This is a genomic window from Deinococcus gobiensis I-0 (assembly GCF_000252445.1).
In the GTDB taxonomy this organism is placed as follows: Bacteria; Deinococcota; Deinococci; order Deinococcales; family Deinococcaceae; genus Deinococcus; species Deinococcus gobiensis.
In genome coordinates this window covers 1,994,844-2,021,145 of sequence record NC_017790.1, presented here as the reverse complement: position 1 = coordinate 2,021,145, position 26,302 = coordinate 1,994,844, and the positions used below count along the sequence as shown (strand labels likewise).

At 71.0% G+C, this 26,302-nt stretch carries 26 protein-coding genes; 10 read left to right on the top strand and 16 right to left on the bottom strand.

Annotated features, from left to right (window positions below):
• Positions 1–68 precede the first annotated feature (68 nt).
• A complete protein-coding gene (locus DGO_RS09470; protein ID WP_043801857.1) occupies positions 69–1,055 on the bottom strand; it encodes an ABC transporter substrate-binding protein in 987 nt (328 codons plus the stop codon).
• 275 nt (positions 1,056–1,330) lie between these two features.
• Between DGO_RS09470 and DGO_RS09465 the strand changes: the two genes are divergently transcribed.
• Together DGO_RS09465 and DGO_RS09460 are read left to right on the top strand one after the other, a co-directional pair.
• Positions 1,331–3,715 carry an Ig-like domain-containing protein gene (locus DGO_RS09465; RefSeq protein ID WP_014685281.1) on the top strand — a complete coding sequence of 795 codons (2,385 nt, stop codon included), beginning with the start codon at positions 1,331–1,333 and terminating at the stop codon, positions 3,713–3,715.
• 84 nt (positions 3,716–3,799) lie between these two features.
• Positions 3,800–5,905: a S8 family serine peptidase gene (locus DGO_RS09460; protein WP_043803617.1), complete on the top strand. Its 2,106-nt coding sequence runs from the start codon at positions 3,800–3,802 to the stop codon at positions 5,903–5,905.
• A 96-nt stretch (positions 5,906–6,001) separates the two neighbouring features.
• Here DGO_RS09460 and DGO_RS09455 read toward each other — a convergent pair whose 3' ends face one another.
• The 3 genes from DGO_RS09455 to hpf all read right to left on the bottom strand — a co-directional run bounded on the left by DGO_RS09455 (position 6,002) and on the right by hpf (position 8,195).
• Positions 6,002–6,322, bottom strand: a complete 321-nt coding sequence (locus tag DGO_RS09455; protein WP_014685279.1) for a hypothetical protein — start codon at positions 6,320–6,322, stop codon at positions 6,002–6,004.
• Positions 6,323–6,377: 55 nt separating this feature from the next.
• The gene (locus DGO_RS09450; protein WP_014685278.1) at positions 6,378–7,514 is read right to left on the bottom strand and encodes a butyrate kinase; all 1,137 of its coding nucleotides are present in this window, start codon (positions 7,512–7,514) and stop codon (positions 6,378–6,380) included.
• 117 nt (positions 7,515–7,631) lie between these two features.
• Positions 7,632–8,195 carry a ribosome hibernation-promoting factor, HPF/YfiA family gene (gene hpf, locus DGO_RS09445; RefSeq protein ID WP_014685277.1) on the bottom strand — a complete coding sequence of 188 codons (564 nt, stop codon included), beginning with the start codon at positions 8,193–8,195 and terminating at the stop codon, positions 7,632–7,634.
• Between the two features lie 285 nt (positions 8,196–8,480).
• Between hpf and DGO_RS09440 the strand changes: the two genes are divergently transcribed.
• A complete protein-coding gene (locus DGO_RS09440; RefSeq protein ID WP_014685276.1) occupies positions 8,481–9,158 on the top strand; it encodes a TetR/AcrR family transcriptional regulator in 678 nt (225 codons plus the stop codon).
• Positions 9,159–9,192: 34 nt separating this feature from the next.
• The gene (locus DGO_RS09435; RefSeq protein ID WP_014685275.1) at positions 9,193–9,825 is read left to right on the top strand and encodes a glycosyltransferase family 2 protein; all 633 of its coding nucleotides are present in this window, start codon (positions 9,193–9,195) and stop codon (positions 9,823–9,825) included.
• A gap of 10 nt (positions 9,826–9,835) precedes the next feature.
• On the opposite strand, the gene DGO_RS09430 is transcribed toward DGO_RS09435, so the two are convergent.
• Complete coding sequence (locus tag DGO_RS09430; protein ID WP_014685274.1) at positions 9,836–10,378, bottom strand: hypothetical protein; 543 nt, start codon at positions 10,376–10,378, stop codon at positions 9,836–9,838.
• A 57-nt stretch (positions 10,379–10,435) separates the two neighbouring features.
• The gene (gene proC, locus DGO_RS09425; protein WP_014685273.1) at positions 10,436–11,230 is read right to left on the bottom strand and encodes a pyrroline-5-carboxylate reductase; all 795 of its coding nucleotides are present in this window, start codon (positions 11,228–11,230) and stop codon (positions 10,436–10,438) included.
• Between the two features lie 80 nt (positions 11,231–11,310).
• Between proC and DGO_RS09420 the strand changes: the two genes are divergently transcribed.
• Both DGO_RS09420 and DGO_RS09415 read left to right on the top strand, forming a co-directional pair.
• Positions 11,311–12,126: a 50S ribosomal protein L11 methyltransferase gene (locus tag DGO_RS09420; RefSeq protein WP_014685272.1), complete on the top strand. Its 816-nt coding sequence runs from the start codon at positions 11,311–11,313 to the stop codon at positions 12,124–12,126.
• Entirely contained in the window at positions 12,123–12,836 is a 714-nt protein-coding gene (locus tag DGO_RS09415; protein ID WP_014685271.1) for a 16S rRNA (uracil(1498)-N(3))-methyltransferase, read from the top strand. Before DGO_RS09420 ends, DGO_RS09415 begins: the two co-directional genes overlap by 4 nt.
• A 112-nt stretch (positions 12,837–12,948) precedes the next feature.
• Here DGO_RS09415 and DGO_RS09410 read toward each other — a convergent pair whose 3' ends face one another.
• From DGO_RS09410 to DGO_RS09395, 4 genes are all read right to left on the bottom strand, one after another.
• On the bottom strand, positions 12,949–14,214 hold the full coding sequence (locus DGO_RS09410) for a polysaccharide deacetylase family protein (protein ID WP_226991333.1): 1,266 nt from the start codon (positions 14,212–14,214) through the stop codon (positions 12,949–12,951).
• A 132-nt stretch (positions 14,215–14,346) separates the two neighbouring features.
• Positions 14,347–15,387, bottom strand: a complete 1,041-nt coding sequence (locus tag DGO_RS09405) for a hypothetical protein (RefSeq protein ID WP_014685269.1) — start codon at positions 15,385–15,387, stop codon at positions 14,347–14,349.
• Between the two features lie 67 nt (positions 15,388–15,454).
• Positions 15,455–16,633, bottom strand: a complete 1,179-nt coding sequence (locus DGO_RS09400; RefSeq protein WP_050920761.1) for a heparan-alpha-glucosaminide N-acetyltransferase domain-containing protein — start codon at positions 16,631–16,633, stop codon at positions 15,455–15,457.
• 95 nt (positions 16,634–16,728) lie between these two features.
• Positions 16,729–18,045, bottom strand: coding sequence for an MFS transporter (locus DGO_RS09395; protein ID WP_014685267.1), 1,317 nt, complete (start codon positions 18,043–18,045; stop codon positions 16,729–16,731).
• A 253-nt stretch (positions 18,046–18,298) separates the two neighbouring features.
• On the opposite strand from DGO_RS09395, the gene DGO_RS09390 reads away from it, so the two are divergent.
• A complete protein-coding gene (locus tag DGO_RS09390) occupies positions 18,299–19,246 on the top strand; it encodes a C40 family peptidase (protein ID WP_043801852.1) in 948 nt (315 codons plus the stop codon).
• 33 nt (positions 19,247–19,279) lie between these two features.
• Here DGO_RS09390 and DGO_RS09385 read toward each other — a convergent pair whose 3' ends face one another.
• Positions 19,280–19,504 carry a hypothetical protein gene (locus DGO_RS09385; RefSeq protein WP_014685265.1) on the bottom strand — a complete coding sequence of 75 codons (225 nt, stop codon included), beginning with the start codon at positions 19,502–19,504 and terminating at the stop codon, positions 19,280–19,282.
• Positions 19,505–19,805: 301 nt separating this feature from the next.
• Between DGO_RS09385 and murA the strand changes: the two genes are divergently transcribed.
• Positions 19,806–21,119 carry a UDP-N-acetylglucosamine 1-carboxyvinyltransferase gene (gene murA / locus DGO_RS09380; RefSeq protein WP_014685264.1) on the top strand — a complete coding sequence of 438 codons (1,314 nt, stop codon included), beginning with the start codon at positions 19,806–19,808 and terminating at the stop codon, positions 21,117–21,119.
• A gap of 107 nt (positions 21,120–21,226) precedes the next feature.
• Here murA and DGO_RS09375 read toward each other — a convergent pair whose 3' ends face one another.
• The 4 genes from DGO_RS09375 to DGO_RS09360 all read right to left on the bottom strand — a co-directional run bounded on the left by DGO_RS09375 (position 21,227) and on the right by DGO_RS09360 (position 24,452).
• Positions 21,227–21,718 (bottom strand): pyridoxamine 5'-phosphate oxidase family protein, encoded by a 492-nt coding sequence (locus tag DGO_RS09375; protein ID WP_014685263.1) that lies wholly within the window; start codon positions 21,716–21,718, stop codon positions 21,227–21,229.
• An 81-nt stretch (positions 21,719–21,799) separates the two neighbouring features.
• The gene (locus DGO_RS09370; RefSeq protein ID WP_014685262.1) at positions 21,800–23,068 is read right to left on the bottom strand and encodes an MFS transporter; all 1,269 of its coding nucleotides are present in this window, start codon (positions 23,066–23,068) and stop codon (positions 21,800–21,802) included.
• Between the two features lie 35 nt (positions 23,069–23,103).
• Positions 23,104–23,865, bottom strand: a complete 762-nt coding sequence (locus tag DGO_RS09365) for an RluA family pseudouridine synthase (RefSeq protein WP_050920760.1) — start codon at positions 23,863–23,865, stop codon at positions 23,104–23,106.
• Positions 23,862–24,452, bottom strand: a complete 591-nt coding sequence (locus DGO_RS09360; protein WP_014685260.1) for an NADPH-dependent FMN reductase — start codon at positions 24,450–24,452, stop codon at positions 23,862–23,864. The genes DGO_RS09365 and DGO_RS09360 overlap by 4 nt, the downstream gene beginning before the upstream one ends.
• An 89-nt stretch (positions 24,453–24,541) precedes the next feature.
• Here DGO_RS09360 and DGO_RS09355 point away from each other — a divergent pair, with 89 nt between their 5' ends.
• The gene (locus tag DGO_RS09355) at positions 24,542–24,913 is read left to right on the top strand and encodes a hypothetical protein (protein WP_043801850.1); all 372 of its coding nucleotides are present in this window, start codon (positions 24,542–24,544) and stop codon (positions 24,911–24,913) included.
• The gene (locus tag DGO_RS09350; RefSeq protein ID WP_043801848.1) at positions 24,910–25,302 is read left to right on the top strand and encodes an inorganic pyrophosphatase; all 393 of its coding nucleotides are present in this window, start codon (positions 24,910–24,912) and stop codon (positions 25,300–25,302) included. Before DGO_RS09355 ends, DGO_RS09350 begins: the two co-directional genes overlap by 4 nt.
• Before the next feature lie 5 nt (positions 25,303–25,307).
• Here DGO_RS09350 and DGO_RS09345 read toward each other — a convergent pair whose 3' ends face one another.
• Positions 25,308–26,267 carry a hypothetical protein gene (locus DGO_RS09345; protein ID WP_050920759.1) on the bottom strand — a complete coding sequence of 320 codons (960 nt, stop codon included), beginning with the start codon at positions 26,265–26,267 and terminating at the stop codon, positions 25,308–25,310.
• Positions 26,268–26,302: the final 35 nt, after the last annotated feature.

The window sequence follows — 26,302 nt, the reverse complement described above, 5'->3', positions numbered from 1 at the left end:
GCGGCAGGGTGCTGGAAAGGGAGGACCGGGGCAGGGAGAGGAGTGGAGAGCTCTCCATTCCAGTTCCCTTATTTCGCCAGACCCCGGATGATGCTCAGGTCCACGAACCTGTTCAGTTCCGGCACGTCGCGCGCAAACCCGGCTTCCTTGTTGAGTTGCGCGTATTCGCCCAGGGTCTTGAGGTTGATGTCCCAGGTAACGCGCGTCCGGGCGAGGGCCTTGAACAGTTCGCCGCTGTTGGGGCGCTTGCGGGTGAACAGCTCGATCTGGTCGGCGATGGCCTTCTGCGCGCCTGCATTGCTCTTGCCGATGTAGGTGATGGCCGCGAGGTGGCCGCGCAGCAGGTCCTTCACGGTCTCGGGGTTCTGGGCGGCGTACTTCGTGTTCACGGTGAGGACGGTCGTGGTGTAGTTGCCGCCCTCCCAGATGGCCTTTTCGTTGGCGATCAGGCGCGCCCCCTGCGTTTCCATCACGGCGCCCCAGGGCTCCTGCACGAGCGCGGCGTCCACCTGCTTGCTGGCGAAGGCGGCGGGCATGTTGGCCGGGTCGATGGGCACCACCGTCACGTTGCCGCCCTCGTCGATGGCCTTCAGGCCGTTTTCGTGCAGCAGGTGGCGCAGGCTGATGTCCTGGGTGCTGCCGCGCGTGGGCACGGCGACCTTCTTGCCCGCCAGCCCCTTCACGTTGCGCACGCCGCTGTCCTTGCGGGCCACCAGCACCGCGCCCGCATTGGCCGCGCCCGCATAGACCTGAATGGGCACGCCGCGCAGGAAGGCGTTCATGGCCGGCCCCGGCCCGACGTAGGCCGCGTCGATGGCCCCGGCCGCGAAGGCCTCATTCACCTGCGAGCCGTTGGCGAACTCCTTGACGACCAGCTTGACCCCGCTTCCCAGTTCCTTCTGGACGAGGCCCTTGTTGATGGCGACCAGTCCGGCCGCATGCGTGACGTTCGGAAAGACGCCCAGCCGCAGTTCACGGGCCTGCTGGGCCTGGGCCGGGCCGGCGACGAGGGTCAGGGCGGCGAGCGGGAGGAGAGGGGCGAAGAGGCGCTTCATTCCCGACAGTCTATCAGAAAGTTGACGATTTAGGTCAACTATTCCTCTCGGGGTCTCGCGGCTGGACAGGCGGGACAGCTGCCCCCTTCGGCACCCCCAGAGAATGAATGGTTTAGTGGTCACCCACAATTTACTCATGATTTGCTTATAAATTTGCCTTGTTCCTTTAAAGCCCTGAGCTCTATCGGCTTATTCCTACGCGCGTTCCGGCCTCGTCGCCGGCGAATGGGCGTATCGCGACCGTCTTCCGTTCATGAGATGAGGAGTTTTGAGTTATGGCCTTGAAATCTTTTTCAGCTTGCTCCGCCCTGCTGCTCGGTGCCCTGCTGGTGGGCTGCAGCGATACCAGCACCCCGGCCGATACGACCAATCCGACCCTGACCCTGACCTCGTCGGCGAACCCGGTGACGACGAGCACCTTCACCCTCAAGGCGGACGCGACCGACAACGTGGCCGTGACGAAGGTCGAGTTCTACGAGGGCACGACCAAGCTGGGCGAGGACACCGCCGCACCCTACGAGCTGCCCCTCAGCGCGCAGGCGTCGCAGAACGGCCAGCACACCTACACGGCGACCGCCTACGACGCCGCCGGCAACAAGGCCAGCGCGAACGCGGTCATCACGATCAACATCTCGACGGGCACGACCAACCCGACCCCCACGCCCGGCGACACGACCAATCCGACCGTGACCCTGACCTCGTCGGCGAATCCGGTGACGACGAGCACCTTTACCCTCAAGGCGGACGCGACCGACAACGTGGCCGTGACGAAGGTCGAGTTCTACGAGGGCACGACCAAGCTGGGCGAGGACACCGCCGCGCCCTACGAGCTGCCCGTCACCGGCCTGAACGCCCTGCAGAACGGCAGCCGCACCTACACGGCGACCGCCTACGACGCCGCCGGCAACAAGGCCAGCGCGAGCACGTCCGTCACGGTGAGCCTGAACGCCGGGACCGCTCCGGTGCAGGGCACGGTCGTGGACCAGAACATCGGCGCGCCGGTCGTGGGCAGCGTCATCACCGTGTCGCAAGACGGCCTCACGCTGGGCACGGTGCCCACCGACGCCCAGGGGAACTTCACCCTGACGGGCCTGCCGGCGGGCACCTACGACCTCAAGGCCCGCAAGTCCGGCCTCGCCGGCTACGACCTGTACGGCGTGGTCATCGGTAGCCAGGCCCAGACGATCAAGCTCATCCAGCGCCCGGCCTTCGACACCACGGCGACGACCAACGGCGCGCGCCTGAAGATCACCCGCGCCGACGGCTCGGCCATCAGCGGGGCCACCTTCACCGACAAGATCGATTTCCGGATCTCGACCACCGACGACTCCGACCACGTCGGGCCGATGCGGATCGTCTACGCCCAGCTGGGCCGCACCCCCGGCAGCGCCGGCATCACGGGGTCCACGACCGCGAGCAACTACAGCTACTCGCCGCCGCAGGACCAGCCCCGCAAGGTGGATACCGGCGCGGTCACCAGCAGCGGCAACTTCACGGCCGGCTTCGGCAGCGCGGCGGGCGAGACGGTCTACCTCGAAGTCATGGCCGTGGACTACAACTACAACTACACGCGCTACGTCATCCCCATCAAGCTGATCAACACGGCCGCTACGGCCGGCAGCACCGTGGTCGCCCCGACCCAGGCCGCCGCCACCGCCTTCACGCTCAAGCAGGAAGGCTCGTGGACCACGCCCTACCAGGTGCCCGGCACCGACGCGGCCACCCCCGACGCGGCCACCCCCGACGCGGCCCCCAACGGCTCAGGCGTATTCGTGGAAGTGCGCTGGTGCTACACCGACACCTCGGCGGCGGCCAAGCCCTTCGCCTTCGACATCGAGCGTTCGGGCGACGGCGCGACCTTCACCAAGGTGGGCACGGTCGGCGGCGGAACGCCCGTGGCGACCTGCTCGGCCGATCAGGCCACGCGTCCCTACAGCTTCCGTGACACGGGCGCCGAACTCAGTGCGGGCAAGACCTTCACCTACCGCGTCAAGGCGCGCGGCGCGAACACCGCCGACAGCAACACCACCCAAACCACCCCGCTCGCGCAGTTCAGCCCGCGCTTCATCGCGCCCGCCGACGAGACGACCGGCGTCTCGACGAATCCCACCTTCGTGCTGGGCCAGAACCAGACCGACATTGGCGCGGACGGCGCGGCCTACAACCTCCGCATCCGTGACCTGATGACCCAGAACGGCTACAACCTGCCGGCGCCTGTTCCCAATACGGCCGGCAATGCCCTGATCCGCGTCGAGGAAGGCACGGGCGACAGCGGCAACAAGATTCCCGCAGGCCAGTCGCTCGTCTTCACGAGCAGCGGAACGGTGTTCAGAGGCCCGACCACGGCGGGCTCGGTCCTGACCGACACTTCCGGCCGGTACCTGGCCGCCAAGCCCAACCGGGTTCAGGTGGATACGGCCGCGCATACGGTCAGCCTGCCCTGGAACGTCTTCGTCGCGGCTCCGCTTCAGGCCCTGCGGCCCTACAAGTGGGAAATGTACTCGGGCGTCGCCTACAAGTACGCGCCTGCCGAAAACAACCGGATCTCGGCGTACTCGGTCTACACCTGGGCCCCCGACGCCGACGGCAACCTGGTCGCGCCCATCAACCAGAGCCGTCCCGTGAACATCAACTGGGACTTCATCACCGGTCCCCAGTAAAGCCAGCGCCGCTCTCCCGCCGGGGGAAGGCAGTTCGGCGCCTCCGGCCCTCTTTCCCACAAAGGAACCATCATGCCTGAACACATGACCAAGAAGATGCTGACCCGCGCGCTGGGCGTGGCCGCGCTCACGGGCCTGCTGGCCGCCTGCTCGCAGCAGGGCGCTCCGCAAGCGGGCGTCCCGTCGCCTGCGGCGCCCACACCTGCCGCCTCGACCACGGTCGCCCACAGCGGCACGATGGACTACGTACAGAACGAACTGGTGGTCGGCTATGCCGACGAGGCGTCCCTCCAGAAGGCGGCGCAGGCGGTGGGCGGGACCGTCGTGGCCCGGATTCCCGAGATCAAGTCCGCGCTGATCCGCGTGCCGGGCGACGCCCTGAAGCTCACCGCCAGCACCATGCAGCTCGCGGGCGTCCGCTACGCCACGCCCAACGTGCTCGCCAAGATGGACCCCGGCACCACCGTGTCGGCGGCGGGCACGGCGAGTGGCATCGGCGCGCAGGCCAACTCGGCCGACCAGATCTTCGACGAGCTGCCGCAGTACGCTCTGGACCCCCGCCACCTGAACGCCAAGGTCGCCTGGGATGCGGGCCTGACCGGTAAGGGTGTGGTCGTGGCCGTGATCGACGATCCGGGCGACGTGAGCCACCCCGACCTGAACCCCAACTGGGCCGGCAAGGCTTTCGACCCCCTCCAGAACAAGGTCTACACCGATGCCAAGGAGTGGGTGAACTACTTCAAGAAGGACGCGAACTCGCACGGCACCTACGTGGCGTCGAGCATCGTGGCCGCGCGCGACGGCAAGGGCATCGTCGGGGTCGCGCCCGAGGCCAAGTGGCTGCCGGTCGTGATGTTCAACCCCGGCTCCTACGGCAGCTTCTATATCGCGCTGGGTGCGGTGTGGGCCACCAACAACGGCGCGCGGGTCATCAACAACTCCTGGGGCGGCGGCGTATCCTTCGGGGCCGTCAAGGACGCTTTCGACTACGCGATGGCGAACGGCACCACGGTGGTCGCCTCGATGGGCAACACCTACCACGACGAGTTCCAGTACCCCGCCGCCCTGCCGGGCCTCATCGCCTCGGGGGCGCTGGACGCCAGCAACCGCAAGGTGACCTTCAGCACCTCGGGCCGTCACATCTCCAGCAGCGCGCCGGGCCAGGACACCATGCTGGCGCGCCCCACCTGGCAGGGCGGCGGGCACGCCCTGATCTCGGGTACGTCCTTCTCCTCGCCCTACACGACCGGCGTCGCCGCGCTCGTGCTCCAGAAGTGCCCGGCCGCCACCCCCTACCAGGTGCGCCGCGTGCTGGAGCTCAACGCCAACAGCGCCATCGGCAGCAACCCCTCGGGCTTCGACCGTGACACGGGCTGGGGCGGCTTGAACGCCGGCAAGATCGCCCAGACCCTGACCGACTGCGCCCAGTTGCCCGCCAAGGGAGCCAACGTGGCCATCAACGTGGCCTACACCGATTCGTCGGGCACGCACCCCGGCATCCTGGCCGACGTGATCCTGCGCGGCCAGGGCATGCGCGCCGGGGCCACTGACGACCCCACCCCGCTGTACCTGACGCCCACGGATGCCGACGGCCTGGCCCGCTTCTCCGAGATCGCGCCCGGCACCTACGACCTGTACGTGGCCGGCGCCGACCTGAGCGTGACGGGCGGCCTGGCCGACTCGCGCGGGACCTTCGTGGGCACCATCACGGCCACGAGCGGCAGCACCTACTTCACCCCCGACCGCAAGCAGGTGAACCTGACGAGCGTGGCCCCGGACCTGAACCCGACCGATCCCTACGAGCCCAACGACACGCCGGACCAGGCTGCCCTCATCGCCTACGGGCAGACCACCCAGACGGCGTACATCTACGGCAAGCCCCAGGACTACGACGTCTTCAAGTTCACCGGCGCGGCGGGCGACCAGATCAAGGCCGAGATGCTCGCGGCGGCCCAGCTCGGCGGCCAGCTCGACTCGTACCTGTACCTCCTGGGCCCCGACGGCAAGACGGTCCTCGCCGAGAACGACGACCGGGGCACCCCGCGTCTCGACAGCGACTCGGAAGTGAACTTCACGCTCCCGGCTGCCGGTACCTACTACCTCAAGGCGACGAGCTACACCATCTCCGAAGGGCAAAACGACAGCAGCCCCTTCAACAAGTACCGCCTCAAGCTGACCAAGACCAACTGAGCCGGGCTCCGGGGTCCCGCGCCGCCGCGTGGGGTCTTCCGGAACAAGAGGGACGGGACCCAATTTGCGGTCCCGTCCCTCTGCCGTGTTGCGCGCTCAGCGCATCTGGTCGCGCACGGCCGCCAGCGTCTCCTCGAACTCGTCGAGAAAATCGTCTTCGAGCTGCTCGTCGCGGATCAGTTCGTCCTGAAGGGTCGTGCTCTGCTCGCGCGCCCAGCGCACGCGGGCCTGGCGCGCGCCGCTCACGTTGCCCTTGCCGGCGACGAAGCGCGCGGCGTGGCGCACGGCCACCTGCGGGTCGGCGGTGGGGGCCACCACGCTGAGGTTGCGCAGGCCGCCCCGGTCGTTGACCAGCGAACAGATCACCTCGACGCGCTGGCCGCGCCGCGCCAGGAACACCTGATCCACCCGCCACATGCTCGTGGCGCGGATGGGTTCGTGGGGCCCCTGTCCCCGGCGGCGGGAGGCCACCTCAGCGCGCCCCGGCCGGTTGGGCCGCCTGGGGGGTGGGGGGCTGCACGGTCACGCCCGAGGGTGACCACTCGCGCAGGCCTTCCAGGCCGTACAGGACCCGGCCCGCCCCCTCGGCCAGCGCCTCGAGCTCCAGCTCGCCGGGCACCACGATCACGGGGGCGATCCAGGCCAGGCGGCGCTCGATGCGGTCCACCAGGCTGTCCCAGCGGGTGATGCCGCCCGTCAGGGCCACCGCGTCCGGGCGGCCCGGCAGGGCGCCGCACTGCTCGCCGACCGCCTTGCACACCTGATGCACGAAAGCGGCGGTCGCGGCCTGCACGGCCGGGTCGTCCATCTCACGGGCCTCGAGCTCCCGCAGGTCGGCGCTGCCGGTCAGGGCCTGAAAGCCGCTGCCCAGCGTCAACAGGCGCAGCAGGGCGTCGTCGCCGTGTTCGGCCCGCAGGCGCAGCACCGTTCCCGCGCTCAGGGGACCACTCTGGCGGGCGCCGAGAGGACCGCCGCCCGCCCCACTGCCGGTGGTGTCGATGGCCCGTCCCTGGTCGAAGGCCGTGACGCTGGTGGTCGCCCCCAGGTGGGCCACGACCACGCGCGCGTCTGCGAACTTCTTGCCTGTCTCGTAGGCCGCGCGCCGGGCGACCGCGCGGGCGTTCAGGGCATGGAACTGCGCGGTGCGCCGCAGTCCCGCCACGCCGGTCACCTGCGCCTGCGGCAGCAGTTCGTCCACGCTCTGCGGGTCCACGATGAAGCCGGGCACCCCCCAGGCCCCGGCCAGGCGCAGCGCCAGCGGGCCGCCCAGGTTGGCGGGCAGGTCCTGGCGCCCACAGTTCAGGGCACGCTCGGCCAGTTCGGGGGTCAGGCGGTAGGTGCCGGCCGGCACGCGGCCGATCTCGCCGCCGCGCCCCACGGCCACGTCGGGCCGGGGCCACTCGCGGGTCAGCTCCAGCAGCCGCGCCGCCAGCTCGTCGAGGGCCGGGCCGCTGACCCCGCCGGGGGTGGGAGGCTCACTGAGGGGCAGCTCGGCGCGGATCAGCGAAACCTGGAGCTGGCCCGGCAACGCCGGATTCAGGCTGGGCTCGATGGTCGCGCAGGCCAGCTTGACGCCGCCGCTTCCGGGATTGACCACATGCGCGATCATAAACGCCCCAGCATATCACCCCGCACCAACCCTGCGGCCCTGCACGCCTACAGAAGGTATAAAGGGAGGACCGGCGGGCGCGTCCTCTGCGCCCGCCGGTCCTCCCTGGCCCGAGCCTCAGCTCGGTTCGATCAGGCCGTAATGGCCGTCGCGGCGGCGGTAGACCACGCCGGTCAGGCCCGACACCATGTTCTTGAAGACGTAGAAGTCGTGGTCCAGCGCCTCCATCTGCGCGGCGGCGTCCTCAGGGGACATGGGCCGCAGCTCGAAACGCTTCTGGCGCACGATCTCGGGCGTGAACTCGCTCACGTCGTCCAGACCCGCCGCCACGTCGGCCTCGGCCGGGCCGGGTTCGGGCGCGGGGATGGCATCCTGGCGCTGCTTCATGTAGCGGGTCTTGAACTTGCGGAGCTGGCGCTCGAGGACGTCGCTGGCCTTGTCGATGGCCGCGTACATGTCCGCGTGGTGTTCCTCGGCTCGGATGATGCCGCTGGGCACATTGAGCTGCACTTCGACGCGGTTGCGCCGCCCCGAGTCGCGCACGTCGCGCACCGTCAGGGTGACGCGGGCGTCGGTGATCTGGTCGCTGTAGCGGTCGAGACGGGTGAGCTTCTCCTCGACGTAGTCGCGCATGGCGTCGGTGACGTCGACGTTTCGGCCAGCCAGCTTGTAGATGTGCATCCGGGATAACCTCCTGTCCCCGGCGAACGCCGCAGGAGGCGGGGCGCGCGGCCCGCGCCGCCTGCTGAATCTCGCCGGGAACCCACTCTACCCCCCGCGTCAGCCTGGCGTCAGCCCGGAGGCTCACAGCGCGCGCTCATCCTGGGCGATACCATGAGAAGTGCAGGACATGATTCGGCCAGGGCCGTCGCCCCCGCCCGCCCCCGGTGAATGCCCCCGGCGTGTCTCAAGCCTTTCTTAGACGGCTGTCAACTGTGCGTAAGAGCGTGGCTTTACACTGGAGCCGTGAAGGTGGACCGTGAAGAACAGACCGAGGCCCGGCGCGAGCGCATCGCCCGCGCGGCTTTCGAGCTGTTCGCTCGCAGCGGTCTGGACCAGACGAGCGCGCAGGACATTGCCCGCGCGGCGTTCGTCAGCCGGACCAACCTCTACCGGTACTTTCCCAGCAAGACCCATATGCTGCTCGCCCACTTCGAGCGCGCCGTGTCCGAGACGCGCAGCGAGGCCCTGAGCCGCCTGAGCAGCGGCACCGCGCCCCAGGCCGTCTGGCAGCACGTCACGGCGCGCATGGCCGATCTGGGCGTGCGGTACGGGCATCTGGTGGGCGCGGTGGGGCAGGCGGTGCTGGGCGCGCGTCCGGGGCCGGGGCCCGGGGCCGACGGCGCCGCGCCGGGCACGCCGGCCCCGGGCCTGCCGGGCCAGGAGGTCCGCACCGCCCTGACGCTGGTGGCCCTGGTCGAGCCGGTGCTGCATGCCATGCGCCTTCAGGGGCACCTGCGCAGCGACGCCAACACGCATCTGCTGGCGTCGCTGCTGGTGGACGCCTGTCTGCTCGCGCTGCTGCACGGTGGGCACCGCGACCAGCGCGAGGTGCTGCGCGACTGGCAGGACCGGTTTTCGCTGCTGATGTACGGCGCGCTGGCTCCCGGCGTGACCCTCCCCCGAGAGGCGGCCCGCGATTGACCCCCGCCTTCCAGACGCCGCCGGGGGGGGCGGCGTGACCCGCAGCGTCGCGGTGGTCATTCCCGCCTACAACGAGGCCGGGACGGTGGCCGACGTGGTGCGGGTCGGCCTGACCCTGACCCCCGAGGTCGTGGTGGCCTCGGACGGCAGCGCCGACGACACGGCGGCGGTCGCGCGCGGGGCCGGCGCGCAGGTGGTCGAACTCACCCGCAACGTCGGCAAGGGGCCGGCCCTGTACGCGGCCCTGGAGGCGGCGCGCGCCGAGTACGTGGTCATGCTCGACGCCGACCTGACCGGCCTGACGACCGGACACCTGCATACCCTGCTGCAACCGGTGCTGACGGGCGGCCTCGACATGAGCATCGGGGTGTTCGAGGGGGGCGGATTCGTGACCGACTGGGGCAACAAGCTCACCCCGCACCTCAGCGGGCAACGGGCCTGTCGCCGCGACTGGCTGCTGGCCGTGCCCCACCTCGCCGAGGAACGCTGGCCCGAGCCGGCCATCACCGCGCACCTCAAGGAGACGGGAGCGCGCTGGGACTACGTCGAACTGCCGCAGGTCGCGCAGGTGGTCAAGGAAAAGAAACGCGGGTTCTGGCAGGGCGCGACCGCCCGGACCCGCATGTACGCCGACCTCCTGACCTACCGCGTACGCAAGAAACGCTGAAGGGCAGGGTTTATCTGCGCGCCGTCAGGTCGGTCGTGCGGCCGTCGGCGGTGCGGTAGCGCACGACGCCCACCCCCGGCACGAAGAAGGTCTCCTGCGCCTGCCCGCCGGCCTCCTGCGTGCGCAGCACCAGCGCATTGAAGGTGCCGGCCGGTGTGGTGACGCCCCGCACCTCCGTGACCTGCACCGTACGCGCGCCGCTGCGCCAGCTCTGGCCGGGTTGCAGCGGCGCGGCCGGGTACACCAGCAGGGGAGAGGCGTACCAGCGCAGTTCCCGGCCGGTGTGCAGGCCGCGCAGCCACACACTGCCGTCGGCGCGGTATTCGAGCAGGTCCTGGCTGACCAGCACCCGGCCCAGCACATGACTGAGCGGCACCACCCGGACGCCCTTGTAGGTGGCCGGCGCGCCCAGCACCTGCCGCTCGCCGCTGCTGTAGGTCCAGGCGGTACCGGCCGCCTGCGGGTAATACCCCGCCGGCGCGGCGGCCAGGGCCGTCCCCGGCAGGGCACACAGCAGGGCGGCGAATACGGCGCGCGTCGGGGCAGGGAGCATCGGCGTCAGCCTAGGGGCGCGGCCCTCACGGCACTCTGACGGCGGCGCGTGCGGGGTTCAGTCCTCCTGATCGTTGCCGAGTTCGGCGCTGCGCTTGGTCGCGGCCACCACGGTCCGCAGCAGCGCGCCGCGAACTCCGGCCGATTCCAGCACCTCCAGACCGGCGATGGTGGTGCCGCCGGGGCTGGAGACCTCGTCCTTGAGCAGGCCGGGGTGCGCGCGGCGTTGCAGCAGTTCGCCGCTGGCGACGAGCACCTTGGCGGCCAGCTCGTTGGCCAGCGGGCGCGGCAGGCCCATGCGCACGCCGCCGTCGGCCAGTCCTTCGGCCAGCACTGCCGCGTAGCCCGGCCCCGAGGCGCTCATGCCCGTGAAGGCGTTGAACAGGTTCTCGGGCAGGTCGTACACATCGCCCACCGCCCCGAACAGCTCATGCGCGAAGGCGAGGTCGCCCGCCTCCTGCGCCTCGCGCGGGCCAGTGATGGCGGTCTGCGAGCGGCCGATGGTCGCGGCGAGGTTGGGCATCACGCGCACCACGCGCCGGGTGCCCAGACGCCGGACCAGGGTGTTCACGCTGACCCCGGCCATCGTGCTCACGTAGCCGGTGTTTTCCTGGGCGAGCCACTCGGTCACCTCGGGAAAGACGCGCGGCTGGAGGCTGACGAGGACGCGCTGCGCCGAGCCGAGGTCGCTGGCCTGGATCATGCGGGCGCCCGTGCGCGCGGCGAGGTCCTGCACGCGCGCCGTGTTCGCGTCGAGCAGCCCGATGTCGCTCGGGGCGATCACGCCGCGCGCCGTGACCCCCTCCAGCAGGGCGAGACCGAGCTTACCGACGCCGACGATGGCCAGTTTCATGCCCGGCAGTATAGGGAGGGGGGCGGGCGCCACCGGCGCGGCCTGTCTGCGCCGCCCATCCGTATTACACTGCGCCCGATATGCTGGTCTACCGCCTGCCGGGCACGTTCGACACGAGAGAAGCCCACCTTGACCTGTTGTGGGAGGCCGGCGCGACCGGCCTGGAAGAGCGCGCCGGTCACATCCGCGCGTATTTCGGCGCCCGCACGGCGCTGCCCCCCGAGATCGCCGACGGCGACTGGACCGAGGAGGCCGAGCAGGACTGGCAGGCCGAGTTCCGCCGGACCCTGCGCCCGGTCCGCGCCGGTCGCCTGACCATCGTGGCCCCGTGGCACGCGGGCGAGGCCGAGGAGGGCACGCGCCCCTTGATCATCGAGCCGGGCATGGCCTTCGGAACCGGGCACCATGCCACGACGCGCATGGCGACCGAGGCCCTGAGCGAACTGGACCTCGCCGGGGTGCGGGTGCTGGACGTGGGCACCGGCAGCGGCGTGCTCGCCATCGCGGCGGCGCTGCTGGGGGCCGGCTTCGCGCTGGGGGTGGACATCGACCCCATCACCATCCCCATCGCGCGCGAGAACGCGGAGATCAACGGGGTGGCCCCGGCGCAGGCCCGCTTCGAGGAAGGCACCCTGGGCCTGGGCGACCTGCCCGAGCTGGAAGAGGCGCCCTTCGGCGTGGTGGTCGCCAACCTGTATGCCGAACTGCATGACCTGCTGGCGGGCGAGTATGCCGCGCACCTCGTTCCCGGCGGCCCCCTGGTCCTGACCGGCATCCTGACCGGCAAGCTGGACCTCGTGCGCGCGGCGCTGGACCGGGAAGGCTTTACCGGCGTGACGGTGCGTGAGGACGGCGACTGGGCGCTCGTCACGGCGCGGCGGGGCGAGGAGCCGTGAGCATCCACCGCGTGCGCGTGCCCGAACTGGCGGCGCGGCTGGTGCTGGGGCCGCAGGAGGTCCGGCACCTCCAGGTCATGCGGCTGCGTCCCGGCGACCGGGTGCAGGCCTTCGACGGTCAGGGGGGCGAGGCGCCCGCAGAGATCGCCGAACTGGAAGAGGGGCGGGCGGTCCTGACCCTCGACCTCACCGCCGGGCCGGACGCCGGGGCCGCCGATCTGGGCCGCGAGACTCCGCAGCCGGTGACGCTGGCCATCGCGCTCCTCAAGGGCGACAAGCTCGCGGACGTGGTGCGTGCGGCGACCGAACTGGGTGTGGCGCGCGTGCAGCTGCTCGTGACCGCGCACGCCGACGCCCGCGAGATCGGCGCGCAGAAGCTCGTGCGCCTGCGCCGCGTCGCCGAGGAGGCCGCCCGCCAGTCCCGCCGCCGCGTCGTGCCGGAGGTTCTCGGGCCCCTACCCCTGGCCCGCCTGACCTGGGAGGGCCGGCTGGTGGTGGCCCATCCCGGCGCCGAGGCCCGGCTGCCCGACCTGCTCGACTGGGCCGCGCCCCTGACCGTCCTGTCCGGCCCCGAGGGCGGTTTCTCGGACACCGAGATCGCCGGGCTGCTCGCGCGCGGCGCGGTGCCCGTGACCCTCGGCCCCCGCATCCTGCGCGCCGAAACCGCCCCGCTGGCGATGCTGGGGGCGGTCGTGGCGACGGGGGTGTAGCGGAGGGCAGGCGGTGGGCGGCGGGAAAGAGGAAGCGGGAGAAGACGGACCGGTCAGCCCTGCCGGGAAGAGCCGAGGTGGAGACGACCATGCTCCACGCCCTCCACTCCTTCTACTTCGGCAGGCCCCCCACCGTCGTCAGGTTGATGCCCGAGCGCCGGGCCACGCGCAGGAATTCGCGCAGCACGTCGAGGGTCTGCGGAGCATTGTCGTGCAGCAGCACGATGCCGCCGGGCCGCAGGTTGCGCCGCAGCCGGGCTTCGAGAAGCACGTCGCCGGGGTTCTGGAAGTCGCCGGGGTCGTCCGTCCAGAACACGGTCGTCAGGCCCAGGGCCTGCGCGGCGGCCAGGGTGGCGGGCGTGTACTCGCCGCCGGGCGGCCGGAAATAGCGCACCGGTTTGCCGGTCAGGCCCTGCAACACCTCGTTGGCCCAGCGCATCTCGTTGGTGGCCTCGTCCGTGGGCAGGGGCGGCAGGCGCACATGGTGGTAGGTGTGGTTGGCGACCTCGTGGCCCTGCGCCGCCATGTCGCGCACGAAATACGGATAGGCGGCGGCGTTGCGCCCGATGACGAAGAAGGTCGCGCGCGATCCTGCCCGGCGCAGCAGGTCGAGCAGCAGCGGCTCATACATGGGGTGCGGCGCGTCGTCGAAGGTCAGGGCGGCGACCCCCTCGGTGCCCCGGCGCGCGCGGTACAGGAAGCCGCCCTGTAGCCCGCCGCGAATCCGGGCGGTGGTCTGGGCGATCTGGGCGGCGTTCTGCCGGGGCTGCGGGCCGGGGCTGACCAGGGTGGGGGTCACCTCGCGCACGCGGTCAGGCTCGCGGTAGGCGGGCAGGTTGCCGGGGTTGACCCAGGCGCGGTCGTAGGTGCCCTGGCCCAGCGCCCAGCTGGTCATGGCGCCCAGCCGGGCCTGCGGCACGCTGGCGGTCAGCAGCGGCAGCGGCCCGCCGAATCCGGCGTAGCTGCCTTTGTCGTACACGCTCAGGTCCACTTCGGCCAGCGTGGGGCGGGCGGCGAACACGCGGGCCGCGACGGTGGCCGCCAGCGTGCGCGCCTGGGACCGCTCGGCGGGGGTGAGGGTCAGGACCGCGTGCGCGACCTCGATAAAGCCGTTGCTGAGGTACTCGACCTTGTAGACCTGCGGCACCGCCGGGGTCAGGGTCAGGGTGGGGATGGTCGGGGCGGGCCGGGTGCCGGGCGCGACCGGCTGCACCTGCCCGGGCGGCGTGCTGGGAATGCTGGCCGGTGAGGTCGCGGGGGCGGGCTGCTGGGCCACGGCGGCGTGTGCTCCGGCCGCCGGAGCGGCGAGCAGGAGGGCAGCGAGCAGCAGGCGGAACAGAGGAGCGCGGGTGGGCCGGAAAGGTGCAGAGTCGTTCAAGGATCGGTCCTGTCTGAGCGGGAGAGAATCAAGGGCAGCGTGCGGCAGGGCCGGGCTGGGGGCCTGGAGGCCCGCCCGGTCACCTGGGGTATCGTCGCAGAAAGTCGCGGCGGCGGAGGCGGGGCCCGCGCCTCAGTTGGCGCCGCCGGCCCAGCTCACGTTGGCCTGTACGCCCGCCGGGGTCCGGCCCTGGGCCGCGTAGAGCCGCCCGGCGGCCCGGAACTGGGTGCGGGCCTCGTCGTCCTTGCCCTGCTTGCGCAGCACGTTGCCCAGGACGCTGGCGGCCAGGGCGTTGGCCGGTTCCTCGCGCAGCGCCCGGCGCAGGAAGCGCTCGCTGCTCGCCAGCCCGGCCGCCGTGGCCTTGCCGGTGCCGGTGCCCAGCACGCCGCCGGTCGCGCGTTCGCCCCGGTAATAGTCGAACTGCGAGCGCACGTAGTTCAGGCTCAGGAAGGTCAGGGCAGCCGGTTTGACCGTCCCCTGGCCGTCGCTGCGGCCGTAGCCGGTGATGAGGTTGTTCTGCCCGAATTTCGCCTCCACGAACCGGTAGCCGCCGCCCACCCAGGCCAGCAGGCCACTGTGGGTGGCGGTGGGGTCGGGTTCGCTGGCGTCCACCTCCAGGTCGCCCGAGCCGCCCGGCAGGCGCAGCACGCTGGTCACGTGGCCCAGATTGCTCTCCTGGCCGCTCTGACTCTTCCAGACCATGACCAGCCCGGCGTCCAGACCTGCGCGCTGGAGCAGTCCCGCGATGATGGTGCTCTGGAGGAGGCACTGACGCTCGCCGGTCTTGGGGATGCTGGCGAACTCGTAGCCACGCTCCAGGCTGAATTTCGGCACGACCTTTTTGATGAATGTGTGCGCCCAGGTGGCCGTCTCGCGGGCCAGGCGGTCCTTCTCTGCGCCCCTGGCGGCACTCAGGGCGGCCCGGCGGGCGTCGAGGCCTGCGGTCAGGGTCTTGCCCCCGGCCAGCGGCAACCCGGCCTTCTGGTAGGCGGCATTGAGCCAGTCGGTGAACTGGCCGTCCAGACCCGCCAGTTTGTAGGACTCGGCGGCCAGCGCGCCGAAGTTGGTACCGCCGTAACGCAGGTCGGCCGGAGCGGGGGCAGAGGCGGCGTGGGCAGGCGTACCCAGCGTCAGCAGTGCGGGAACGAGGGCCGTCAGGAGGGGTCGGTACATGGCAGACTCCGGAAGATGGAAAAGGGGGAGGGGCGAAATGGGGCCGGCGCCGGGCACGGAACTGGACTCACAGCTTCCAGATCAGGCCCCGGCGGGCCATCCAGGCGAGGCCCAGCCACGCGGCGAGGACGTAGCCCAGGGTGTAGACCCAGCCGCCCGCCAGCGCCCCGAAGGCTCCGCGCGCCATCCTGAGCAGCGCCGTGCCCATCGGCTGCGCCTGCCCGGCCCAGGTCACGGTCCATTCCTGCAACACCCAGACCTTGAACAGGATGGGCAGCACGTATCCGGCAAGGGCGTTGCGCCCCGGAATGGTCAGCGGCGCGAGCAGGCGGGGCCCCCAGGCCACACGCCCCGAGTCGGCGAGCAGCCAGAAGGCCAGGATGCCCAGCGTGGCGAGCCCGGCGCTGTAGAGCACGTAGGGCGGGGTCCACAGCGCCTTGCTGAAGGGCAGGCCGCCCAGCGCCGCCCAGCCGAAGCCCACCACGCTTAGCAGGGCGCCCAGGCCCAGCAGCATCTGGGGCGCGCGCGCCGAACGCTGTTGCAGGGGCCGGGCCGCCAGCGCGCCCAGCAGCACGAGCGCCGTGGTCGGCACGACCGAGATCAGGCCGCGCAGGCCCAGCGGCGAGAGCAGCGCGTCGTTGACCGCCTGCACGGGGTTGTGCGTCTCGTCGAGCAGGCCGGTGCCCGCGCCGTGGGGCGCGTAGTTCAGGAACAGGGCGTAGGCCAGCAGCAGCGCGGCGGCCACCCCCGCCTGATACCGCCCCCGCAGCGGCGCGAGCAGCGACGCCCCCAGGGTGGCGAGTGCGATGAGCTGCAAGACGCCCAGTCCCAGCGAGAAGGCGTGCAGCGTCACGCTCGTCAGGAACGCGCCGACGAGATACAGCAGCGCGGCGCGCGTGAGCAGCCGCCGGACGCGCGCCGCGCCGGTCACGCCCGCGCGCGTCATGGCGGCGTTCGAGAAGGGCAGCGCTGCCCCCGCGCAGAACAGGAACCAGGGAAAGACGAGGTCGGTCAGCGTCAGGCCGCCGAAGTCCGCATGGACGAGCTGCGCGGGCGTCGAGTTGCCCAGCGACACGTTGTTGACCAGCAGCATCAGCAGGACCGTCAGGCCCCGCCAGGCGTCGAGGGCGGTCAGGCGGGGCGCGCGGACGGCGCTGCCGGGGGCGGCGGCCAGGGGGATCGCCGCGGCGGCTCCGTCTCCAGGCGGCCGGGCCACAGGCAGGGGAGAACCGGGCACACTCGTCATGGCGCGATGCTCGGGCGCGGCGCTAAGGCCAGAATGAAAATAAATGCCGGCTCTGCGTCGGCTCTGGCCCGGCCGGGCGTCGGCTCAGGCTCTCCTCAGCCCTGGTTCACCTGCGTGGGCTGGCCGGAGACGGGGCGTTCCTGCGGCGGGGTCAGCTCGCGCGGCAGCCGTCGCCACAGCAGCAGCAGGGCCAGTGCGCCCAGCCCGGCCAGCACCACCAGGCCCCAGCGTGGCCCCAGCCATCCGGCGCGGTCGATCAGGCGGCTGGAGATCAGCGCGCCGGGCGGGCCCATGCCGATCAGCACGAAGGAATACAGGCTCATGACGCGTCCTCGCAGATGGTCTGGGATGGTGAGCTGCACGGTGCTGTTGGCGCTCACCAGCAGCGAGAGCATGCCGAAGCCGCACACGGCGAAGATGGGGGCGGCCAGTGCCGGTCCGGGCGTGAAGGCCAGCAGGACGGTGCTCACCAGCAGAATCACGCCGCCCAGGCGCAGATTGCGCAGCGGGTTGGGTTTGCTCGCCTGCCACAGCGCCCCCGCGATGGCCCCCACCCCGAAGGCCGCCGAGAGCAGCCCGAATTCGGCCTCGCGCGCCGCGAAAACCACGCGGGCATAGTAGGGAATGATGATGTTGAAGTTGATGACGGTCAGGCTCAGCGCGCCGACCAGCAGCATCACGTTGCGCACCGCCGGGGTCGCCCGGACGTAGCGCACGCCCTCGCGCACGTCCTCCATCATGCTGCCGCGCGGCCCCACGTCGCGCGCCGGGAAGGGCAGGGTCGCCAGCACGGTCAGCACCGCGAAGAAGGACGCCACGTTGAGGTAGAAGGGCAGGGCCAGCCGGGCGATGTTGTCGGCGTCGCCCCCGGCCAGCAGGCCCACGCCCAGCGCCGCGACCACCCCGAACAGCGCCTGTCCGATGGTGCGGCTCACGTTGAAGGACAGGCTGTTCAGCGCCACCGCGTTGGGGACGTCGCTGCGCGGCACGAAGTCCACGACCATACTCTGCCGGGCAGGCATGTCGAAGGCGTTGGCCGTCCCGCTGATGAAGGCCAGGACCATCACCAGCGGCAGACTGACGGTCCCGAGCTGCGTGGTCACGGCCAGCACCACCGACGAGGCGAGCAGCACGATCTGCGTCGTCATCAGGACCCGGCGCCGCGGCACGCGGTCCACCACCGCCCCTGCGAACAGGGCGAGCAGCAAGGTGGGCATGAACTGCGTGACCGTCACCCAGCCCAGCGCCGCGCTGCTGCCGCCCGACAGCTCCAGCACGAGGTACTGCTGCGCAGTGGTCTGCATCCACGAGCCGATGAGCGACAGGAGCTGCGACCCCCAGTACCGCCGGTACGGCGCATGCCGCAGTGCGCTGAAGGTCCGTGACCTCCAGCCGTTGAAGTTGCCTAACACGCAGGCAGCATAGGCCCGACACGGCGCATGAGCCGTTCCTGAAGGTTTCCCCAGGAACAGGCGCCCAGTGGGGACACGGACACGCAAAGTGACGGTTTCTCGGCCGCCTCCTTCTCGCCCGACGGTCAGAAAATCATCATGAGGGGTAGGCAAGCGAAGTGTGTGTGTGTTACGTTGCGCGGGTCAAGAATGCCTGAACGTTCAATGAACTTCAGTTCAAGCCCAGATCCCCGCCCCTGCGAGTGATGGACTCATGCCTGAATTTCTTCTTCGCCGTTCCCTGAGCACCCTGCTGTGCGCCGCCGCCCTCGGCGGAGCCGTCGCCAGCGCTCAGACGGCGCCCGCCGACCTGTCCGCCACCCCGGCGCGCGAGACCGTCACGGTCCAGCCCGGCGACACCGCCTACTCCATCAGCCGCCGCGCGGGCCTGAGCGTGGACACCTTCCTGGCCCTGAACGGCCTGCCGGGACCGGCCCTGCGTGTGGGCCAGGTGTTGATCCTGCGCGAGACGCCGCCGCATACCGTCCAGGCGGGCGAAACCCTCTACAGCCTCGCGCGCCGCTACGGCGTGACCGTTCCCGCCCTGATGACCGCCAACGGCCTGGGCGAAGGCGCGGTGCTCGAAATCGGCCAGAGCCTGCGCGTGCCGCTGCCCAACACCGGCAAGTCGGTGCAGGCAGCGGCGCCGCTGCCCGCGCCCCAGCTGGCCCTGAACGTGGCCCTGCCCCTTCCGGCTCCGGTGGCCGCTGTGGCCGACATGGCCCCCACGCCGCTGCCCACCGCGGCGGCCCCGGCCCCTCTGCCCACCTCGGGCAGCTGGCGCGACATGGCGCTGGCGCTGCTGGGAACGCCCTACGTGTACGGCGGTTCCTCGCGCTCGGGGTTGGATTGCAGCGGCTTCGTGCTTCAGGTGTTCGCGCCCTTCGGTGTGCGGCTCCCCCGCCAGAGCGCCGATCAGGCCCGCGCCGGAGTAGCGGTCGAGATGGCCGACCTCCAGGCCGGCGACCTGCTGTTCTTCGACACCGAGGGCCGGGGCCGCGTCACGCACGTGGGCATCTATCTCGGCGACGGCACCATGGCCAACGCCAACAGCTACAAGGGCAAGGTCGCCATCGATCAGTTCCAGACCGACCGGTACTGGGCCCCGCGTTATCTGGGTGCGCGCCGGGTGATGGGCGCGCTCGCCGCCTCGCAGCCCTGAACCCCCGGTCCCGCGCACGCCGACCCGGGAGGCTCAGGCCTCGTCGCTGACCGTCTCGGTGTCGAGAATGGCGCGGTAGTCTTCCAGCGGCGCGCCCTCGCCCAGCTCGCGGGCGATCTTCTCGATGGCCAGCCGCACGACCTCGCTTTTGCTGATCAGGCGCTCCGGACTCGACAGTTCGTAGGCGGTGCGGGTCAGCAGGGCGTCCTGCTCGTCGCTGATGACCACCTGCAGGCGTTTACGTTCTTTCTTGGGCATGGCCGCTCCTCGCGCGCCGGGGCGGCGCTGTCTCTTGACCCGCAGCCTAGCACGTCAGATGCGTCAGTGCCTCATCATGCACCTCTGAGTGTCGTTGTCCTGAATAAACTGAGGCGGTGAGGCAGTGGTCCCACCGTCCGCCGGCCTGAAGAAAGCTTGAGCGCCTTCTCACGCCCCGCCCCTCATCAAGTTGCAGCTAGACACACCGTGAGCAACGTGTGTAACATGCGCCGAGACAGCCTGGAGACCCCTCCGGCGGGCTGCGTGCCCCCGCTCCACACGCTGAAAGGAAGCCAATGCCATGCAACTAACCCCACTGCACATCCAGGGAGGCCGCGAACTGAGCGGCGAAATCGCTGTCCAGCACAGCAAGAACGCGGCTCTGCCGATCATCGTGGCGAGCCTCCTGAGCAGTGAGCCGGTGACCCTGCACGCCGTGCCGCGCCTGTCGGACGTCTACACCATCCTGGAGCTGATGCACCACATCGGTACCCGTCACACCTGGACCGGCCCCAACAGCCTGTTGCTCCATACCCCCGAGATCGTGCATACCGACGCGCCCTACGCGCTGGTCAGCAAGATGCGCGCGAGCTTCATCGTGATGGGACCGATCCTGGCGCGTGCGGGCGAGGCGACCATGAGCATGCCCGGCGGCTGCGCGTGGGGACCGCGTCCGGTCGACCAGCACGTCAAGGCCCTGCGGGCGCTGGGCGCCGAGCTGACCGAGGACGACGGCAACTTCGCCGCGCGGCGAAGCGGCAGCCTGAACGGGCATTTCGCCTTCGAGCTGCTGACCGTGGGCGGCACGCACAACGCCGTGCTGGCGGCGGTGCTGGGCGACGGCGTGGTGACGCTGGACAACGCCAGCATCGACACCGACGTCGTGGACATGATCGAGTTCCTGAACGGCCTGGGCGCCGATATCCGGGGTGCGGGCACCCATACCCTGACCATCCGGGGCGTGAAGGCGCTGCGCGGGGGCGAATACAAGGTGATCCCCGACCGCATCGAGGCGGGCACCTTCATGATCCTGGCCGCCGCGACCCGCAGCCGCCTGCGCCTGACCAACGTGCGCACCGACCACCTGAACGCCATCAGCGAGAAGCTGCGCGAGATGGGTGTGGACGTGACCGAGGAGACCGACGCGGTGGTCGTGGACGCCCGTGCCCGCGAGCTGAAGCCGGTGGACGTGGTCACCCAGAGTTTCCCCGGATTCCCCACCGACGTGCAGCCGCAGATGAGCGCCCTGCTCGCGACCGTGCCGGGCCGCAGCGTGGTGCAGGACCCCGTCTATCCCGACCGCCTGACCCACGTGGCGGAGTTGCAGCGGATGGGTGCCGACATCGAGGTGGACGGGTATACCCAGATCATCCAGGGTGCGCCGTTGCGGGCCGCCGCCGTCAAGGCCGCCGACCTGCGGGCAGGCGCGGCGCTGTTCATCGCCGGCCTGACGACCGACGGTGAAACGGTGATCGACGGCGTGCAGTTCCTTAACCGGGGCTACGAGCGTCTCGCCGAGCGCCTGCGCGGCATCGGGGCGGGGGCCGTGCAGCCCGAGCCGGTGCTGACGCCCGAGGCGACTCCTCTGCCTCAGCTCGCGGTCGCGACCGACTGAGAAGGCGACCGGTGCAGGTGAGATAGACCAGGCCTGCGTTACGCGTCCAGAAACGAGAAGGGGAGGCCCTCCGCAGAGCCTCCTCTTCTCGTTCTGAGAAATGCCGCTCAGAGCTTGACGGTGTCGTTCTTGCCCATGTCGGGCTTGGCTCCGGTCACGGCGCTCTGGGCCATCTTGAAGAAGGACACCAGCTTGCCGCTGCTTTCCCAGAACTCGCCGCCCTGCGCGTGAATCTTGATGAGCTGGATATTGGGGTCTTCCTTGCCGTCGAAATAGGCCTTGTAGAAGTCGCTCCACAGGTCGTCGAGCTTGGCGCGGTCCTCGACGAGTTCGGCCATGCCGCTCACGCTGACGTAGTTGTTCTTGTCGGGGTGCGAGAAGCTCACGTTGACCTGCGGGCGCTCGCGCATGTCGGCCACCGCCTCGCTGTCCTTGGAACCGATGAACCACAGGTCACCGTCGAACTCGCGTTCCTGGGTGGTCATGGGGCGGGAGTACAGTTCTCCGCCGGCCGTGCGGGTGGTCAGCATGGCGAACTTCACGTCCTTGATGATCTTGGCCATCGTCTTGACGGCTTCCTCGTGGGTCACTTCGCTCATGGTGCGAGGATGGCGGCCCGGCGGGGCGGGCATTTGAGCGCCTGCCCACCGTCTAAAGGTTGCCGTCAGGTTGACTAAGGATCAGGTTTGCGTGGCCGGGGCGTGGGCCTGTTCGGGGACGCGGCGCACCAGGATCACGCCCAGCAGGAAGAACAGTGCCGCGATGCCGAAAACCAGGGTGTAGCCCAGGTTGCCGCCGCGCGCGTTGCCCCAGTCGAGCAGGGCTCCCTGCGGCGCGCTGCTGAGCTGCGGCGCGGTAAAGGCCACATGCCACACGCCCATGTCGCGGGCGTAGCTGCTGCGGCTGGGCATGGCGTCGCTGCCCAGTGCCCAGTCCACGCTGGTGAAGGCCCCGAAGCCCAGGCCGAACAGCAGGGCCAGCACCAGCGCGACCGCGAAATTGGGTGCGATGAGCAGCAGCAGCGCGGCCGCCGCCATCGTCCCCCCGGCCACGTAGATGACCGGCTTTCGCCCCAGCCGGTCGCTGAGCCGTCCCCCCAGGAAGGCCGAACCGATGCTGCCCACGATGATGCAGGCGAGCATGATGCTGGTGGCCGTGCCCGCGTTGCGCTGGCCCAGCACGTCGGCCGCGTAGTACTGCAAGAAGGGCTGCACGCTGTACTGCCCGAGCGCGAACAGCAGCCGCGTCACGAACACCCACAAGAAGGGCTGGTGGGCGAACAGCTGCCGCAGGGACAGCGTCGGGGCGGCCGCCATGTCCCGGCGCTCCTGGGGTGTGGGCGGCGTTTCGTGGACGCCGCGCATGGTGACGACTGCCGGAACCACCAGGGCGACCGCCACGAGTACGAAGGCCACCGCCTGCGGCAGGGCCAGGAACGTGACGACCAGGGCGACGACCGCGCCCAGCAGCTGCCCCCCCGCCTGGAGCATCGCCATGACGCCGCTGTAGCGCCCGCGCTGCGCCGGGGGCACGAGCTGGGGAATCAGGGCCGAGTAGGGGGCGGTGGCGTAGTTGTTGCCGAACTGCACGAGCAGGAAACCCAGGACATACACCCAGAAGCCGCTCAGCCCGCCCAGCAGCGTGACCGCCAGCGCCATGACCGCCAGCCCGGCGAGATTGATCCCCACGCCCAGGCGCAGGTAGGGCAGCCGCCGCCCGCTGCGGTCGCTGCGCGCGCCCACGAGGGGCGGGAGGACCAGCGCCATGACCGCGCCGATGGCCGTCAGCGTGCCCAGGTACGTGCCCTTCTGGGCTTCTCCGACGAACTGCACGATGTTGGCGGGCATCAGGATCAGCAGCAGCACCAGCCACTGGAAGGCGCTGCCGCACCAGAAGGCGGACAGGACCCAGGGGCTGAGCGGCGGCGCAGCGGCGGAAGTGGCAGTCATGTAGAGCGAGTATAGGCCGCGACTTCAGGAAAACTTCATGTCAGGGCGTCCCAGTAGGCCTGGAGGTCCGGGGCGAGCGGCACCGCGACCGCCACCTGCCCGCCGTCCCAGGGAAAGGCGATGCGCGCGGCGTGCAGCGCCTGCCGGGCCAGCCCCAGGCGCGCCGTCAGTTCGGGCGTCTGGCCGTGCTCCATGAAGTCGAGAAAGGCCTGCGGATCGCGGCCGTAGATCTTGTCCCCGACCATCGGCAGCCCCAGGTGCGCGAGGTGCGCGCGGATCTGGTGCAGCCGCCCCGAGCGCGGATACGCCTCGATCAGCGCGTGCCCGGCGCGGCGCCCGACCACCCGGAAGTCGGTCACGGCGGCCCGGCCGTCCGGCACCACCGCCTGCCGGATGGCGATGCGGTTGGCGCCACCCAGCCCCAGGTCGCCCAGCGGCGCGTCGAGGGTGCGGCGCTCCCAGTCCGGGGTTCCGTGGACCAGCGCGAGGTACGTTTTGCCGACCAGATGCGTCTTGAACAGCGTGAAGAACCGGCGGGCCGCGTCGGCGTCGCGGGTCAGGAGCTGGGTGCCGCTCGTCTCGCGGTCGAGGCGGTGGGGCGGCGCGAGGTCCGGCTCGCCCGTCTCGCGCCGCATGAAGGTCAGGATGTCGGGCACGTCCACCCGGGCGCGCACCGGGTGCGTCAGCCACAGCGCCGGCTTGTGGATCACGTAGAAGTCGGGGTGCTCGGCCACCACGCGCGGCCGCTCGGTGGGGGGCAGCAGCGGAGCGCGGGGCGTGGGGGGCGGCGTGGTCACAGCTCCCACACGCTGCGGTAGTCACGGCCCCGCAGCCGCGCCGCGAGGTCCACGCCGCGCTCGACGGTGCGCGCGAGCCGCGCGGCGAGCCACTCGCCCGGCACCTCCGGCGCGTCCCAGTGGGCCGAGGTCGCGTACACGAAATGCGGGTTGACCACGCAGCGGAAATCGTACATGAGGCCCAGGGCGAAGGCCCCGTGGCTGAGGTAGCCGTGGTCCAGCCCCCCGGAGATCAGGAACGTGACCGGCTGGTCGAACCACGCGCCGTGCAGGCCGCGTCCCTCGTCGCTGCTGCCCGTCAGCTCGACGAGCGCCTTGGCCCCCGATCCCAGCCCCCAGTTGTAGACCGGCGCGGCCAGGAAAATCCCGTCGGCCCCGGCAATCGCCGCGTGGTAGCGCGCGGCGGCCGGGTGATCGTAGCAGCCGCCCGCCCCCTGCACGTTGTCGAAGGGGGGCAGGGGATCGGCGCGCAGGTCGAGGTGCGTGACCTCGTGGCCCAGCGCCCCGAGCTGCGCCGCCGCCAGAGAGGCCATCCACGCGCTGCGGCTCTCGGGGTCGAGGCTGGTCGAGAGGACCGTGAACTTCATGCCGCGCAGGCTAGAGCATTTGCCGGGGAAAAATTCCCCCAGGGGAGCCGGTGGGCCGCGTCGCGGGCGGCTGACCTACACTGACGCCCATGCGCCGCCCCGCCCTGATGGCCCTGCTGGTGCTGCCCCTGCTGGGCGGCTGCCGCTACAACCTCGTGCCGGTCATTCCCCGGCCGGTCGAGTTCTCGCTGCCGGCCCGCGTCACGAACGCGGCGCTCGTGCGTGACGGTAGCGCGCTCGTGCTGCGGGCCGTCATCGAGGGACAGTTCGAGCCGGGGTACCTCGCGGTGACGTGGTACGACGACGCGCGCGCCCTGGGCACGGACAGCGTGTACCTCGACGCGTCGGGCCGGGAGGCCACCTTCCGCCTCGACGCGCCCGAACCGGGGGCCTACCGCGCCACCCTGAGCTTCGGCGGCACGCTGCTGCGGCAGGTCGAACTGTACGAGGTGCAGCCGTGAGCCGGCCGGCCGGTGAAGGGTGGGAGGGCGTCGTCGAATGGACGGCCGGGACCCGCGAGCGCCTGATCTGGCGGGGGGACCGGCTGGAACCGTACCGCCAGGAACCCTGGCCCGCGCCCGTGAACTACGGTTGCCTGCCCGGCACCCACAACCCCGCCGACGCCGCCGAGGTGGACGCGGTGTGGCTGGGCGCCCCCCTGCCGCCCGGCACCCGCCCGTGTGCCGTGCCCACCGGGCTGCTGCACCTGGCCGACGGCGACCACAAGGTCATCTTCGGGGAGACGGGCGGGGCCGGCGCCGCCGCCCTGCTCGCCTGGTTCCCGCCGGAGAGGGGCGCGCGCCTGCTCGGACCAGCCGAGGCGGCGGCGTGGCTGGCGTCGCTGGAATAGTGGGATCAGGGTGAGGCGGGGGCCGGCGGCGGGGTTGTGGGTGCCGGGGGCGCCCCGTCCGTCGCCTTCCACCCGGCGGCGATGGAGGCCGTGCGCCGCAGGACCCAGCCCATCGCGTCGCTGCCGGGAAACGACACGGCGCTGTGGTCCTCGCGCACCGACACGAAGCGCTCGATGCCGGCCGAGCTGCCGCTGGGGCGGATATTCGGGGTCAGCTCGAACAGGTAGTTGACGAACAGGCCCCCGCCTGCGCTCAGCCCCGAGGGCAGGCGCTTGCTCTGCACTTCCAGGTCACGTTCCACGTTGTCCCACACGAGGTCCTTGCCCCGCACCTGCCGCCCGGACACGCGGCGCAGGTCGCAGGCGTCGGCGGCGCGCGGCTGGCCGGGGCGGTCGAGCCGCGCCGCCGCCAGTTCGGGGCCGTGGTCGAGATACCAGGCGATGCAGATGCCGTCGAGGTCGATCTGGAGGGCGACCGGCAGCTCGGGGTGCGTCTGGGCGAAGTGGTGCAGCCACACCGACCCCTGCGAGTGGCCCAGCAGCACCAGCCGGGGCGGGCGCACCCCCGCTGCGCGGCTCTCGGGGCTGAACCACGCCGCCTGCACGGCCGTCATGTCGCGCAGCAGGGCCGCGTAGCCGCGCTGCTGGCCCGGGGCCTTGCGCGAGGTCCACGAGAGGGGCGCGCCGCTGGCGTAGCCCGCCGCCTCGACCCGCAGCCCCTGGGCGCCCACGACCTGCGCCAGCGCGTCGACCGTGCCCCGTGCAGAGAGATAGTCCCAGTTGTCGTAGGGGGCCTGACAGGGCGGGCCGCAGCGCCCGGACACCGCGATCACCAGCACGTCGGGGGCCGGGCCGGTCGTGTCGAGGGCCATGGTCTGGGTGGGCCGCAGCAGTTCGGGGGCGCAGCCGCCCAGCAGCAGGGGAAGTGTCAGGAACAGCGGATACAGGAACCGGGGACGTGCCATGCGTTCGATCAGACCTCGGGAATGTGGGCGGCCGG

Bases quoted from the DNA above. Each gene is read 5' to 3' on its own strand.
- murA (WP_014685264.1), top strand. From the start codon at position 19,806: ATGCAACTAACCCCACTGCACATCCAGGGAGGCCGCGAACTGAGCGGC.
- DGO_RS09465 (WP_014685281.1), top strand. From the start codon at position 1,331: ATGGCCTTGAAATCTTTTTCAGCTTGCTCCGCCCTGCTGCTCGGTGCC.
- DGO_RS09375 (WP_014685263.1), bottom strand. From the start codon at position 21,718: ATGAGCGAAGTGACCCACGAGGAAGCCGTCAAGACGATGGCCAAGATC.
- DGO_RS09420 (WP_014685272.1), top strand. From the start codon at position 11,311: ATGCTGGTCTACCGCCTGCCGGGCACGTTCGACACGAGAGAAGCCCAC.
- DGO_RS09460 (WP_043803617.1), top strand. From the start codon at position 3,800: ATGACCAAGAAGATGCTGACCCGCGCGCTGGGCGTGGCCGCGCTCACG.
- DGO_RS09430 (WP_014685274.1), bottom strand. From the start codon at position 10,378: ATGCTCCCTGCCCCGACGCGCGCCGTATTCGCCGCCCTGCTGTGTGCC.
- DGO_RS09355 (WP_043801850.1), top strand. From the start codon at position 24,542: ATGCGCCGCCCCGCCCTGATGGCCCTGCTGGTGCTGCCCCTGCTGGGC.
- DGO_RS09385 (WP_014685265.1), bottom strand. From the start codon at position 19,504: ATGCCCAAGAAAGAACGTAAACGCCTGCAGGTGGTCATCAGCGACGAG.
- DGO_RS09450 (WP_014685278.1), bottom strand. From the start codon at position 7,514: ATGATCGCGCATGTGGTCAATCCCGGAAGCGGCGGCGTCAAGCTGGCC.
- hpf (WP_014685277.1), bottom strand. From the start codon at position 8,195: ATGCACATCTACAAGCTGGCTGGCCGAAACGTCGACGTCACCGACGCC.
- DGO_RS09345 (WP_050920759.1), bottom strand. From the start codon at position 26,267: ATGGCACGTCCCCGGTTCCTGTATCCGCTGTTCCTGACACTTCCCCTG.
- DGO_RS09405 (WP_014685269.1), bottom strand. From the start codon at position 15,387: ATGTACCGACCCCTCCTGACGGCCCTCGTTCCCGCACTGCTGACGCTG.
- DGO_RS09470 (WP_043801857.1), bottom strand. From the start codon at position 1,055: ATGAAGCGCCTCTTCGCCCCTCTCCTCCCGCTCGCCGCCCTGACCCTC.
- DGO_RS09455 (WP_014685279.1), bottom strand. From the start codon at position 6,322: ATGTGGCGGGTGGATCAGGTGTTCCTGGCGCGGCGCGGCCAGCGCGTC.
- DGO_RS09400 (WP_050920761.1), bottom strand. From the start codon at position 16,633: ATGACGAGTGTGCCCGGTTCTCCCCTGCCTGTGGCCCGGCCGCCTGGA.
- DGO_RS09360 (WP_014685260.1), bottom strand. From the start codon at position 24,452: ATGAAGTTCACGGTCCTCTCGACCAGCCTCGACCCCGAGAGCCGCAGC.
- DGO_RS09390 (WP_043801852.1), top strand. From the start codon at position 18,299: ATGCCTGAATTTCTTCTTCGCCGTTCCCTGAGCACCCTGCTGTGCGCC.
- DGO_RS09370 (WP_014685262.1), bottom strand. From the start codon at position 23,068: ATGACTGCCACTTCCGCCGCTGCGCCGCCGCTCAGCCCCTGGGTCCTG.
- proC (WP_014685273.1), bottom strand. From the start codon at position 11,230: ATGAAACTGGCCATCGTCGGCGTCGGTAAGCTCGGTCTCGCCCTGCTG.